At 47.1% G+C, this 12,588-nt stretch carries 10 protein-coding genes and 7 pseudogenes; 3 read left to right on the plus strand and 14 right to left on the minus strand.

Annotated features, from left to right (window positions below):
- Window positions 1-198 precede the first annotated feature (198 nt).
- Window positions 199-1,092, minus strand: a pseudogene (locus tag ACQGXV_RS25800) (TIM-barrel domain-containing protein); the annotation flags it as partial.
- Window positions 1,093-1,230: 138 nt separating this feature from the next.
- Window positions 1,231-1,437, minus strand: a pseudogene (locus ACQGXV_RS25805) (TIM-barrel domain-containing protein); the annotation flags it as partial.
- Between the two features lie 84 nt (window positions 1,438-1,521).
- Between ACQGXV_RS25805 and ACQGXV_RS25810 the strand changes: the two are divergent.
- On the plus strand, window positions 1,522-1,701 hold the full coding sequence (locus ACQGXV_RS25810; protein WP_440862896.1) for a hypothetical protein: 180 nt from the start codon (window positions 1,522-1,524) through the stop codon (window positions 1,699-1,701).
- A gap of 27 nt (window positions 1,702-1,728) precedes the next feature.
- Here the strand turns inward: ACQGXV_RS25810 and ACQGXV_RS25815 are convergent, their stop codons facing one another.
- Together ACQGXV_RS25815 and ACQGXV_RS25820 are read right to left on the minus strand one after the other, a co-directional pair.
- A complete protein-coding gene (locus ACQGXV_RS25815; RefSeq protein WP_440863629.1) occupies window positions 1,729-2,940 on the minus strand; it encodes an IS256 family transposase in 1,212 nt (403 codons plus the stop codon).
- Between the two features lie 114 nt (window positions 2,941-3,054).
- Window positions 3,055-3,357 (minus strand): IS30 family transposase, encoded by a 303-nt coding sequence (locus tag ACQGXV_RS25820; protein ID WP_440863630.1) that lies wholly within the window; start codon window positions 3,355-3,357, stop codon window positions 3,055-3,057.
- Between ACQGXV_RS25820 and ACQGXV_RS25825 the strand changes: the two genes are divergently transcribed.
- A complete protein-coding gene (locus ACQGXV_RS25825; RefSeq protein ID WP_440863631.1) occupies window positions 3,332-3,529 on the plus strand; it encodes a hypothetical protein in 198 nt (65 codons plus the stop codon). The genes ACQGXV_RS25820 and ACQGXV_RS25825 overlap by 26 nt on opposite strands.
- Window positions 3,530-3,658: 129 nt before the next feature.
- Here the strand turns inward: ACQGXV_RS25825 and ACQGXV_RS25830 are convergent.
- The 5 genes and pseudogenes from ACQGXV_RS25830 to ACQGXV_RS25850 all read right to left on the minus strand — a co-directional run.
- Window positions 3,659-4,336: pseudogene (locus ACQGXV_RS25830) on the minus strand (IS5 family transposase); the annotation flags it as partial.
- A gap of 198 nt (window positions 4,337-4,534) precedes the next feature.
- Window positions 4,535-4,874: pseudogene (locus ACQGXV_RS25835) on the minus strand (transposase); the annotation flags it as partial.
- Between the two features lie 204 nt (window positions 4,875-5,078).
- Entirely contained in the window at window positions 5,079-5,888 is an 810-nt protein-coding gene (locus ACQGXV_RS25840) for an IS630 family transposase (protein ID WP_440867613.1), read from the minus strand.
- Between the two features lie 217 nt (window positions 5,889-6,105).
- Complete coding sequence (locus ACQGXV_RS25845) at window positions 6,106-6,375, minus strand: IS630 transposase-related protein (protein ID WP_440863632.1); 270 nt, start codon at window positions 6,373-6,375, stop codon at window positions 6,106-6,108.
- Window positions 6,376-7,065 (minus strand): transposase family protein, encoded by a 690-nt coding sequence (locus ACQGXV_RS25850; RefSeq protein ID WP_440863633.1) that lies wholly within the window; start codon window positions 7,063-7,065, stop codon window positions 6,376-6,378.
- 93 nt (window positions 7,066-7,158) lie between these two features.
- Here ACQGXV_RS25850 and ACQGXV_RS25855 point away from each other — a divergent pair, with 93 nt between their 5' ends.
- Entirely contained in the window at window positions 7,159-7,719 is a 561-nt protein-coding gene (locus ACQGXV_RS25855) for a transposase family protein (protein WP_440863634.1), read from the plus strand.
- Window positions 7,720-7,731: 12 nt separating this feature from the next.
- Here the strand turns inward: ACQGXV_RS25855 and ACQGXV_RS25860 are convergent, their stop codons facing one another.
- From ACQGXV_RS25860 to ACQGXV_RS25880, 5 genes and pseudogenes are all read right to left on the minus strand, one after another.
- On the minus strand, window positions 7,732-8,076 hold the full coding sequence (locus ACQGXV_RS25860; protein ID WP_440863635.1) for a hypothetical protein: 345 nt from the start codon (window positions 8,074-8,076) through the stop codon (window positions 7,732-7,734).
- A 279-nt stretch (window positions 8,077-8,355) separates the two neighbouring features.
- Window positions 8,356-9,816, minus strand: a pseudogene (gene mgtA / locus ACQGXV_RS25865) (magnesium-translocating P-type ATPase); the annotation flags it as partial.
- 742 nt (window positions 9,817-10,558) lie between these two features.
- Window positions 10,559-11,071: pseudogene (locus tag ACQGXV_RS25870) on the minus strand (GntR family transcriptional regulator); the annotation flags it as partial.
- A gap of 31 nt (window positions 11,072-11,102) precedes the next feature.
- Entirely contained in the window at window positions 11,103-12,077 is a 975-nt protein-coding gene (locus tag ACQGXV_RS25875; RefSeq protein ID WP_440863636.1) for an IS30 family transposase, read from the minus strand.
- Between the two features lie 110 nt (window positions 12,078-12,187).
- Window positions 12,188-12,397, minus strand: a pseudogene (locus tag ACQGXV_RS25880) (GntR family transcriptional regulator); the annotation flags it as partial.
- Window positions 12,398-12,588: the final 191 nt, after the last annotated feature.

A 12,588-nucleotide genomic window follows, 5' to 3' on the forward strand; every position in this document is an offset into this window, starting at 1 on the left:
TTTTTGGGTTATATCCCGCAATGTCATTGCGGCGGTTACACCCAGCATAGATCAGCCACGTGACGAAACGTACATCCATTGTTCTGTTTGGTGAGGCTTTGAACAATATCTCGGTACTACGCCCGGGAAAACTGCGCTTGATTGCAGAAAGAAAAAAGGCGCACAGAAAACTGTGCGCCTGAGGTCAATGGGGTGTGGTTATGCGCGATCCCAGTGAGATTGTGCTTCACCGTTGATGTAGAGCGTGCGTTGGTCCTGCGCGGGCAAACGAACATGCAGACGTTTCCAGGCAGTAGCAAAGTCTCCTTCCTGCGTGAAGGTCACGTCAATGCGTGAGTTGTCGCTGGTGATATTCCAGCGCAACCACAGCGCATGACCTTGCTGCCAGCCATGGGTTTCACCGTCATCTTCAAACAGCAGGCCGCTGTCCTGACCTTTGCCGCACGGAGGGAACAGCAGCAGATCGCGCTGATCGTCCGTTTGGTGTTCGACGTGCTTCAGGCGTGCAGAGGTTGGCAGCATCGCACCGGCGCGAACCAGCAGCGGCAGGCTTTCCAGCGGTGCATCCAGCGTGATGGTTTGTCCGCCGCTGAACCAGGTGCCGGTGTAGAAATCGTACCAGCCAGACGCGTTCTTCGGAAGGTAAACCTGACGCTGGCGTTGACCTTGTTCAACCACGCTTGCAACCAGCACATCGCGGCCCAGCAGGAAGTCATCGGTTTCCTGGAACGTCACGGTGTCGTGTTCGTGATCGAGGAAGGTGGGGCGCAGCATCGGCTCATCGTCCTGGCTGGCGTGCCACAACTGGGTGTACAGGTAAGGCAGCAGGCGATAACGCAGCGCAATGGCGTCGCGGATTGCCGGAGTGACTTCCGGGTACATCCACGGTTCGTTAACCGTGTGATCGTCATTCCAGGAGTGAATGGTGAAACGCGGGTGCATCACGCCGTTTTGTACCCAACGTACGAACAGTTCCGCATCAGGCTTATCGCCAGAGAAACCACCGACATCGTGGCCGACATTATACAAACCGGAGAGGCTCATACCAACACCAATACGGGTGTTATAGGGCTTTGTTGAATAATTTAACCGTTTGATTTACATCTTCTTTAGTTAGAATGCATTTACAGAGAATGTATTTTGTTAGAACGACAAATCAAATAGTTAGCACAATAAAAAGCATTCCGAGAGGAAAAATTAGTCGTTGAAATTTTATAATGCTTATATAAATCAGTATCTTAAATTATTCAACAAAGCCGTGTTATAGCGCAACGTGGTCCAGTTGGTGCGGTTATCGCCGCTCCAGGTTTGTACGTAACGTTGCATCCCGGCACAGCCGGAACGGGAGATCAGGTAAGGGCGTTTTTCCGGTGCAAAGCGCTGTTGCGCTTCCATCGATGCACGCATCATCAGCAGCGGCATTACCGGGCGAATATAAACTAGTTGCTGAATAGAGACTTGCATTTTTTGTCAGGCTATTGAGAATAAAAAGAGGTTTAACTTAGAGAATAAAGGTTTGAAATGATCAACAAAGAGCGGTTGTTACGAGATAATCGTTTATGTAAAGCAATCATTGGATTATCAGTCGAAGAATTGAAAAATTTAGCCGCTGAATTTTCAGCTTGTTATTTGATTTATCGGAAAAAGAATCGAAAAGATCACGAGCGGCAGATGGGTGCAGGGCAGAAAGGGAGTCTGTAAAGAATTTTGTGTAAATGGCTCCATTGCTTAACCGGAGATTCGTTCTCCATACATCAACATGAATTGGCTCATAGCAGGTTTCCAGTCTCTGATTGGCAAGGTCCATTTAGCAGAGATATTATGCAAGGCTAGAGAGAGTAATTTTATCACCGAGTCATCCGTTGGAAATATTCGTCGCGTTTTCGTTATCTTGCGCAATGAAGCATTTAACGACTCTATTGCGTTGGTGGTGTAGATAACCTTGCGGATCTCCGGCGGAAAGTCAAAAATGACGATGAGACGTTCCCAATTATTTCTCCACGACGGGCTGATCGTCGGGAACTGCTCATCCCATTTGGCCGCGAAGGCATCCAGGGCCTCTTCAGCGCCCTCTAGCGTTGCGGAACTATAGATGGTGCGCAGGTCAGCAGCAACGGCCTTACGCTCTTTCCAGCCGACGTAGCGCAGCGAGTTCCGCACCTGATGCACAATGCAGAGCTGTACCCGCGTATGCGGGTAAACAGCTTCAATGGCATCAGGAAAGCCTTTCAGGCCATCGCAGCAGGCGACGAAGATGTCCTTTAGCCCACGATTTTTCAGTTCTGTCATCACAGATAACCAGAACTTGGCCCCCTCAGTTTTGGCTATCCATAGCCCCAGCAGCTCTTTTTCGCCCTGGCCGTTGACGCCGAGGGCCAGATAAACAGACTTGTTGGCCACGGCTCCGCCGTCCTGGCTTTTGACAACAATACAGTCAAGGTAAACAATGGGATAAAGCGCATCCAGCGGCCGTTGCTGCCAGCGCTTAACTTCATCCATCACAGCATTGGTCACTTGAGAAATGAAGCCAGCGGAAACATCGACCCCGTAGACTTCTTTAAAATGTGCCTGAATATCACGGGTTGATAACCCTCTGGAATAGAGAGAAATAATGCGGTCATCGAAGCCGTTAAGCTGTTTTTCGTTCTTACCGATCAGTGTCGGCTCGAAGGTACTGTTGCGGTCGCGCGGAATATCGAGCTCGATCTCCCCATTTTGGCTACGTACGCTCTTGGATGTCTTGCCATTGCGGGAGTTGCCTGAATGATTACCAGCCGGGTCATGCTTAGCATACCCAAGGTGCATCTCCATCTCAGCTTCAAGAACCCGTTCCGCCAGTCTTTTAGTCAGCACCTTGAGTAGGCCTGATTCACCCAGCAGATCCTGAGGGGAGTGACAATCTTGAAGCAGTTGGTCAATAAGTTCGTTGCTGATAGGCATTTTGTTATAGCCAAGCGACATTATTTTGATAACAGCCAGCTATGCTTCTTTGCCGCATATCAGGGCATAGGATGTAATCATTTTTAAGTCGGTTGGCTATAAAGAAGATGTAAATCAAACGGTTAAATTATTCAACAAAGCCCCTCGCGTATTGAGCAGGTGTTCGAGTGCTGCAACCTTGCGATGGGTGACATAATTGAAGTCCGTTCCCTTCGGGTAAAAACGCCGTATCAGCCCATTGGTATGCTCATTCAAACCGCGTTCCCAGGAATGATATGGCCGGGCAAAGTAGACCGGTGCCCCCGTGACTTTTGTAATTTCCCCGTGCTGGGAAAATTCAGAACCGTTGTCAGCAGTCAGGGTTTTAAACTCGCAGAAGGTATTGGCAACGATGTCCCTGAAGGCCGCTATAGCCAACCGACTTAAAAATGATTACATCCTATGCCCTGATATGCGGCAAAGAAGCATAGCTGGCTGTTATCAAAATAATGTCGCTTGGCTATATCCTTTGAAGGTTTTCCTCAAAATGCCATTTACACAGATTATTTTACAGTCTCCAGAAAGGATTTATCCCAACCCCATTAGATAAACTGCTTTTTATTTTATTGTATTTAAAATGTTATCCGACCTATGATTTGCAAGGACTTCTTTTTGGTTTAGATGGCTTTGTTGAATAAATCAGAATTAGCCGACAGGATGACTCCCTCTGCTACACCTGTTATCCTATCCTGACGCTGTGTGGCATACCCAACAACGTCATACGGTTCAGCGCTTTGAACATCGCTATGGCTTCACCTACTTGAGCCTCATAGTCACGCAGGCTCAGATGGCCACCCAGCAAAGTTTTTATGCGGAACATCGCTGTTTCTGCCACTGAACGCCGGTGATAACCCACTTTCTTTTTCCACATATCATTACTCCCGCTCAGACGCTGATTCGCCACCGCATGGTTACGTTCATGGTACTTGTCCGGCCAGTATTTGGCTCCGCTTCGCGGCGGGATAAGGGGCCTGATTTTCTTTCTTAGCAACGCATCGTGGCAGTAACGGGCGTCATAAGCACCGTCTGCTGACACTTCCCTGATTTTTCGGTGGGTTTGGTTAATCAGGCCCGGCAGTGCCTGCGCATCTGTCGTTCCGCTGAGCGATAAGTCGGCACAGATAATCTCATGCGTCGCACTGTCTGCTGCCAGATGAAGCTTGCGCCACACTCTTCGTCTGTCAGCCCCATGCTGCCTGACTTTCCATTCACCTTCGCCAAAGACCTTCAGACCGGTACTGTCGATGACCAGATGCGAGATTTCACCACGCGTTGGCGTTTTTATGCTGATACTGACGGTTTTTGCCCGCCGACTGACCAGAGAGTAGTCCGGGCAGCGCAGTGGCAGGCTCATCAGGGCTTTGTTGAATAATTTAACCGTTTGATTTACATCTTCTTTAGTTAGAATGCATTTACAGAGAATGTATTTTGTTAGAACGACAAATCAAATAGTTAGCACAATAAAAAGCATTCCGAGAGGAAAAATTAGTCGTTGAAATTTTATAATGCTTATATAAATCAGCATCTTAAATTATTCAACAAAGCCGCTCATCAGTGTAAAAACCGAGTCGACAAAGCCCTGTAATGCCCGGAGCGACAGGTTAAACACGCGCTTTATCATCAAAACCGTGGTATAGCTAAGCGACATTATTTTGATAACAGCCAGCTATGCTTCTTTGCCACATATCAGGGCATCGGCTGTAATCATTTTTAAGTCGGTTGGCTATAACAGCCATATCGGTGTAGTAAAGCGGCCGACCACGACCTTCAGGCGAAGAACTGTCAGTCCATGCAGCGATGGCGGACTCATCAAGCCAGACCGTCAGGGAGCCGCGTTGTCTGAGTGCTTTGTTGTAGGTGGGCCAGTTGGTGGTTTTAAACTTTTGCTTTGCCATGGGGAGCTGCTATCGGGAGCGATGATAGTGCTTTGATCCGGCGATCCCCTGAAAGTTCGATTTATTCAACAAAGCCGGTTTAGATAGAACACGGGTATGTCGCTGGGTAAAAATATTATTGCCGGTTTTAGAGATGACCTTGGGGCGAGAATAAGCGTGTTGCTTAATAGTGAAATAAGGGTGTTTCGGTGATTGAAGTAAATTTTACGCTGTTCTGAGATGGAAATTCCAAAGACCGGCGCTAAGGAGTAAGAAGGTATCATCAATAAAGGGTCTACGATTCCGTAAAATTTGGGTCATGCAACCGAGGCGCTTGATACCCGCGATGGCGTGTTCAACTGTAATACGGATGCCCGAGATTATTTTATTTTCTTGTTTTTGTTCAGGCGATAAAGGTCTTTTTCGAGTTCCTTTTTTTGGGATTTGTGTATTAGGATGCTGTTTATCTATATAGCCAAGCGACTTAATTTTGATTACACCATATGGACTGAGAACAAACTCTCTGTATCGCAACCCATCTCTCTTTTTTTGCTTTTTGCTTTTTGCTTGTGCCCATTTATGCTCAATTGGGTTAAGATCTGGCGAATATGTAGGCAAATACTCCACCATATACCCTGCATCGATGATGACTTGTTGAATATTATGTTTTTTGTGAAAAGTGGCATTGTCCATCATGATTACACTGTTTTTAGGGAGTACTGGGATAAGGACTTGTGTGACCCAGGCATAGAAAACATCGCTGTTAATATTGATATCAAATAATCCGATAGCAAACAGCGTTGTGCCTAATAAAGCGCCGATAACATTTGTTCTTCCCCTAGCTCCCCAGTTCTTCAGGCCAAAACACCGTTGACCTTTTGGGGAATAGCCGTGAGTCCGTGGGGCATCGTGTGAAAAACCACTTTCATCAATAAAAACAATAGGTTTGCCTTCTTTTTCATACTGTTGTTTTTTTTGTTGAAATCCCTGCCGGGCGTTTTCGTCGGCTTTCGGATGACGTAGAGTTTTTTTTATAGGTCAATCCCAGCTTTTTAAGCGCTTGCCAAATGGCCTTCTGACAAACGCCAAAAGGCTTTGTTGAATAATTTAACCGTTTGATTTACATCTTCTTTAGTTAGAATGCATTTACAGAGAATGTATTTTGTTAGAACGACAAATCAAATAGTTAGCACAATAAAAAGCATTCCGAGAGGAAAAATTAGTCGTTGAAATTTTATAATGCTTATATAAATCAGTATCTTAAATTATTCAACAAAGCCACGCCAAAACGCTCTGCACGTTCTTTTTGGTAAGCATCTGGATATTGTTCAACATCTTTTATCAACTCGGATTTATCGATCTTTCGCTGACGCGTGGTCGATGCTTTTGACTCTATTTGATTAATCCAACGCGATACAGAGGCAGGGCCAATCCGAAATTGCTTCGCTGTTTCTCGGATACTCAACCCTTCGTTTTTCCGTGTAGATATCACTTTACGTCTAAAATCAATTGAATAGCTCATTTAAATAATGTAATCAAAATTAAGTCGTTTAGCTATACCTTGAAAACCGGTATCTGCCCAGATGGTTACCTCAGGAGGAATATGGCGAATTATATCGACTTTATCGAGTAAGCGTTTATCGTGACGGCGCCCATTTTTGCTCATGGGGATAAATCCAATTTGCCTTGTTTCGTCAGTCATAATAAGCCCTTTTCGAGTGGTCTGTCTTTTCTTTCCCGAATACATTTTTTTTCGCCGACGCAGATTCTTAGGCTTTTGGACAGGTCGCTCTGTCCCATCAATAAAGACGTCTTTAACTCCAGAAAAGGCGCGAAAAAATTCCTCAGCAGAGCGAATTTGACGAGCGGGCAAAACACATTCTCGCCCCAAGGTCATCTCTAAAACCGGCAATAATATTTTTACCCAGCGACATACCCGTGTTCTATCTAAACCAAAAAGAAGTCCTTGCAAATCATAGGTCGGATAACATTTTAAATACAATAAAATAAAAAGCAGTTTATCTAATGGGGTTGGGATAAATCCTTTCTGCCCTGCACCCATCTGCCGCTCGTGATCTTTTCGATTCTTTTTCCGATAAATCAAATAACAAGCTGAAAATTCAGCGGCTAAATTTTTCAATTCTTCGACTGATAATCCAATGATTGCTTTACATAAACGATTATCTCGTAACAACCGCTCTTTGTTGATCATTTCAAACCTTTATTCTCTAAGTTAAACCTCTTTTTATTCTCAATAGCCTGACAAAAAATGCAAGTCTCTATTCAGCAACTAGTTTAATGTGTTTTGCCCGCTCCTCAAATTCGCTCTGCTGAGGAATTTTTTCGCGCCTTTCCTGGAGTTAAAGACGTCTTTATTGATGGGACAGAGCGACCTGTCCAAAAGCCTAAGAATCTGCGTCGGCGAAAAAAAATGTATTCGGGAAAGAAAAGACAGACCACTCGAAAAGGGCTTATTATGACTGACGAAACAAGGCAAATTGGATTTATCCCCATGAGCAAAAATGGGCGCCGTCACGATAAACGCTTACTCGATAAAGTCGATATAATTCGCCATATTCCTCCTGAGGTAACCATCTGGGCAGATACCGGTTTTCAAGGTATAGATAAACAGCATCCTAATACACAAATCCCAAAAAAAGGAACTCGAAAAAGACCTTTATCGCCTGAACAAAAACAAGAAAATAAAATAATCTCGGGCATCCGTATTACAGTTGAACACGCCATCGCGGGTATCAAGCGCCTCGGTTGCATGACCCAAATTTTACGGAATCGTAGACCCTTTATTGATGATACCTTCTTACTCCTTAGCGCCGGTCTTTGGAATTTCCATCTCAGAACAGCGTGAAATTTACTTCAATCACCGAAACACCCTTATTTCACTATTAAGCAACACGCTTAGTGTGCGTTGCTCCACTTCGCGCGCCAGCGTGGCATCATCCATGTTATCGATGTCAGCACCGAGCAGCGGCTGGTCTGCATCAAGCCCAACATCTTTACACACTTTGCTGGATACCACCGGGTTATCGCCCGTAAGCACTTTGACCTGCACACCGTTTTCTCGCAGTGCGGTGATCGTGCAAGCGGATGAGGGTTTCGGGGGATCGAGGAAGGTCAATAGGCCATGGATTACCACTTCCCGCTCATCGGCTTCGGTGAGTGGGAAGTGGTAATCGCTGGCACCAAATTCACGCGTTCCTATCATTAATACACGGAAACCCTGCTGGTTATAACGTTCTGCCAGTGCAAGCAGTGCGCTACGACGGGTATCATCCAGTGGCTGTTTTTCAGGCTTTGTTGAATAATTTAAGATACTGATTTATATAAGCATTATAAAATTTCAACGACTAATTTTTCCTCTCGGAATGATTTTTATTGTGCTAACTATTTGATTTGTCGTTCTAACAAAATACATTCTCTGTAAATGCATTCTAACTAAAGAAGATGTAAATCAAACGGTTAAATTATTCAACAAAGCCTGTTTTTCACCGTTTTCGTCGATATGGGTCGCGATGGCGAGCATCTCTTCTACCGCGCCCTTACAGATTAACTGGTACTGCTGGTTGTCACTGTTGATTAAAATGGACAGCCGGCGGCGAATAAAATCAAAGGGCAGCTCATCGATTTTGTCATGCTGGGTCAGCGCCGCAATATGCGGTTTTTCCTTGCCGAAACGGATGATGGCCTTGTCCATCAGGTTTTTCATCCCGCTTTGGTGGAAGCTGTTCAACCAAGCCAGCCTCAGCACCTGCTCGCTCTCATTACCGTTGACGCACAGGTGGTGCTCGAGAATGATGCGATCCTGCGTCAATGTGCCGGTTTTGTCGGTGCAGAGCACATCCATGGCACCAAAATTCTGGATGGCATTGAGATGCTTGACGACCACTTTGCTGCGCGACATTCTGATTGCCCCTTTCGCCAGGTTGGCAGTAACAATCATCGGCAACATTTCTGGTGTTAGCCCAACCGCGACGGCCAGCGCGAAAAGCGCTGCTTCTGCCCAGTCGCCTTTGGTAAAACCGTTAATCAGCAATACCACGGGCACCATCACTAACATAAAGCGAATCAATAAACGGCTCACGCTGTTAACACCGCGATCGAACGCCGTTTGCGCACGGGTGCCGATGATGGATTTAGCCAACGAACCAAAGTAGGTGTGGTTGCCGGTAGCCACGACTACGGCTTTGGCGATACCGCTGGAAACATTGGTGCCCATCAGGCAGATATTGCCCATTTCCAGCAGAGAGATCCCCTCCTGATTGATGGGCGTCTGACACGATTTCTCTGCCACATGAGCCGAGGTGTCATATTTCTCAACGGGAAGGGATTCTCCGGTGAGGACCGCCTGGCTGATAAACAGATCGCGTGATTCAATCAATTTTACATCGGCGGGCACCATGTCCCCTGCCGAAAGCAAAATGATATCGCCAGGTACCAGCGCTTGCAGCGGGATTTCGCTGCATTCCGCGCGGGCATTGGGATGGGTGCGGCGCAGTACGGTGGCGGTGGTGCGCACCAGCGATTTCAACGCTTCTGCTGCCTGATTGGTGCGGAACTCTTGCCAAAAGCGCAGCAAACCGCTCAGGGTTACCATGACCAGAATGATAATGGTACCGGTCAAATCGGTCTCTTCTCCGCGCTGCAAGGGCAGCCAATAATCGGTAAATGTACCGATAGCGGCTAATGTCAGTAAAATAAAAATAAAGGGGTTATTAAAGGCGCTGATGAGCTGTGTTAGTGCGGGAGGCGCTTTCTCTTGCGCCACCTGGTTGGGGCCGTTTTCAAGTAAACGCTCCTTTGCCTCGGCTTCCACCAAACCGTCCAGGTTGGTAGAAAGTGAGGTAAGGGTGCTATCAAGGCTTTTTACCGCTTCGTCTGCAATAAGGTAGCTTTTTTTTACCGACTGCTGACGGCGAACGGGCAAGTTTTCTAACATCTGAGTCATAACCGTTACTCATTTTTAGGCACATCGCTTTCAGTACGTCTTTTTAAAGACGTGGAAAGGCCGTCCTTCAGGGGCATGATGTGCAAGCGGACTAATTGTTATGCGTGGCAGATAGAGGATGGAGAAGCAAACGAGCTAGCGTGTCATCCTTTGCTACGCGCTGTAGATTGCTGACTGGGGTGATCGTCCATTTCGGCTCCTTAACCGCTGAGAAGCGATAGCTTGAACGTAGTGATGCCGGGACGCCAGGAACGCAGGAATATACGGAGAAACCGGGCGTGTATTCAGAATAATCGCTTGAGGGTAAGGTGAGCGAGCGTCGTCATAAAGCTTCTACCTCAGCCTGAACGCAAGGTATTACTGGATATAAAGGCGCTATTGGCCGGGAGGAAAGAGTACGTAAGTGTAGAGATGCATCCTGATGCTTTCTGTTTATACGGCTTTTCATGTACGCCGTCATGGATCAAGGTTTAACAGTGATGCAATCGTGATAAATGTTGATTGCGTCGCCCACCGTTACCGGCAAGCAACGCACAGTAGCGTGTGTCAGTTTGCCGGAGAGATAATGCCGTTGTTTTTACCATCGATGCTTTCACGATTAATGTTTTCACAACGTATATCGCTTTGACTGTCCAAAAAATCGCTCTCCGTAGTTATACGGCGCGTACTATAGCGGCTGAATTCTAAACGTATCTGTAACGTGTGAATGGTTCATATCCGTTTCATGAAGAATGTGACGCTCTCAACCTTTTGCCCGCGTCAGTACGATAGAACACGCATAGCGATCGGCCGGGTGCACCGAAATCGTGGTTTCAAACGTATTGCCGTCTCGATCCTGATAACGGCGTACAATCTTCAGTGCGGGCGAGCCGGGCTCAACGCCCAGCACCTTGGCAATTTTCGCGGACACGGTGACCGCAGAAATAGTTTGCCGCACCTCCTCACTTTGAATGCCGTAGTGGGTTTCGATCAGATCGCTGATCAGTGCAAAGGGATCGCTGCGCACCAACTGGCGCACTTTGGTGAAGGTGGCGCTAGCATAGCTGTCCGTCCAGCATATGGGCGCGTCTTTGTTTTCGCTGTCCTCTCGAATGCTGGCAACGTGTAACCAGCGAGATCCCGGCTCACAGCCGATGGTCTGTGCCAGGTCGTAGTCAGCAACGACTTCATCAATCCTTTTCAGCACGCGCCGATTGTTTTTCGCCAGAAAAAACAGATCTTCCAGACAAGCCAACGGATGGTTTAACGCCCCATTCCCACTCGAAACGCAACAAAACGGTAGAGGCTTATGCCACCAGTAAGTGCGTTAAAAATACCTCATTGGGAGAACGATAGCCCAACGATTTTCTGCCCCTTGTATTGAGTATGTGTTCGAGTTCGGCAATCTTACGATGACTGACCTGACTGAAGTCTGTTCCCTTTGGGTAAAAACGTCGTATCAGCCCGTTGGTGTGCTCATTCAAGCCCCTCTCCCAGGAATGATAAGGATGGGCAAAGTAGACCTGCGCCCCTGTGATTTGAGTAATTTGCTCGTGCAGAGCGAATTCAGGGCCGTTATCAGCTGTTAGGGTCTTAAACTTGCAAAAGGTATTAGCTTCAATGTCCCTGAAAGCAGCAACCACAGTCTCCGCACGCTTATTAGGCAGTTTGCGAATGATGAATTTTTTCAATGCTTTATCTACGATTCTTAACAAGAATGACTTCTGGTCTTTGCCAAAAATAGTGTCAATTTCGAAGTGGCCAGGCTCCTGTTTAAGCTCGGCTTGAGCTGGGCGATACTCAATACCAACACGGTTGGGAATAGGGCCTGATTTGAGGTTTTCGGCATTGTACCTGTAACGTTTTCCCCGATGAGGAAGTTGCTGATATAGCTCCCCGCCATCCTGTCTCTCCTGCCGGATATAGCGATATAGCGTATTCTTGCTGACAGATATACCGAATTCCAGGTGCAAACGGCCACTGATGATTTCAGGTGAAGAGTGAGTGGAAAGCGCCTGCCTGATGAAGTTCTGAATGTGTGGCTCCAACGGGTAAAAAGCATTGTTTGGCAGAGGCTTATGACGGCGTTCCCGGGCCAGAGTGTCCGCCCTTCTACAGCAGTAGACACCATTGAAAGTAGGGTCGGTATTGCGTCTGAGTTCCCTGCTGATGGTCGAGCGAGGCAGAGCAAGCTCTCTGGCGATGGTAGCTTGGTTGACACCTTCACCACGCCGCTTTTCGATGTAGAACCGTTCTTTGTGAGTCAGATGTTTTCCCTGCATGCAACAGGCTCTCCAGTATGGCCAGAACGGTGATTTTATCCGACTCTGGCAAGTGGGTCACTTTGTTGCGTTTCGAGTGGGAATGGTGCTAACCCTTTGTGCTGCGCTTTGTCAGTCACTTGCGTGCCAGCGCCCTTGCGCCGCGTAATCAATCCCTGCTCGGTCAGGTCGCGCAGCGCCTCTCGCATGGTGTGTCTGCTGACTTGATAGTGCTCGCACAGCGCCATTTCCGTCGGTAACAGGGAACCCACCGGGTATTGTCCGGAGAGGATTTGCTGTGCAAGTTCACGCGCAATGCGTCGATACAACGATTCTTTCATAGGCAACGGTTTTTTTTCCGCATAACGGGTCAATATCACAAAGCTACGCTAAAACGCTTTCGTTTTAATGTCCGTACATTTTATTTTGTTCGTACATTTAAACGTGCTTGTACGTAAACAATAGTACAGACCGGTGAGTACCGATGTGCCTGTCATGCCCCTTAACAGTATTGGCTTACTGACAACCCCAT

It is taken from the genome of Symbiopectobacterium purcellii (genome assembly GCF_052050035.1).
Taxonomy (GTDB): domain Bacteria; phylum Pseudomonadota; class Gammaproteobacteria; order Enterobacterales; family Enterobacteriaceae; genus Symbiopectobacterium; species Symbiopectobacterium purcellii_A.

Bases quoted from the DNA above. Each gene is read 5' to 3' on its own strand.
- ACQGXV_RS25810 (WP_440862896.1), top strand. From the start codon at position 1,522: ATGATCAACAAAGAGCGGTTGTTACGAGATAATCGTTTATGTAAAGCA.
- ACQGXV_RS25815 (WP_440863629.1), bottom strand. From the start codon at position 2,940: ATGCCTATCAGCAACGAACTTATTGACCAACTGCTTCAAGATTGTCAC.
- ACQGXV_RS25825 (WP_440863631.1), top strand. From the start codon at position 3,332: ATGTCCCTGAAGGCCGCTATAGCCAACCGACTTAAAAATGATTACATC.
- ACQGXV_RS25845 (WP_440863632.1), bottom strand. From the start codon at position 6,375: ATGAGCTATTCAATTGATTTTAGACGTAAAGTGATATCTACACGGAAA.
- ACQGXV_RS25850 (WP_440863633.1), bottom strand. From the start codon at position 7,065: ATGATCAACAAAGAGCGGTTGTTACGAGATAATCGTTTATGTAAAGCA.
- ACQGXV_RS25860 (WP_440863635.1), bottom strand. From the start codon at position 8,076: ATGATAGGAACGCGTGAATTTGGTGCCAGCGATTACCACTTCCCACTC.
- ACQGXV_RS25875 (WP_440863636.1), bottom strand. From the start codon at position 12,077: ATGCAGGGAAAACATCTGACTCACAAAGAACGGTTCTACATCGAAAAG.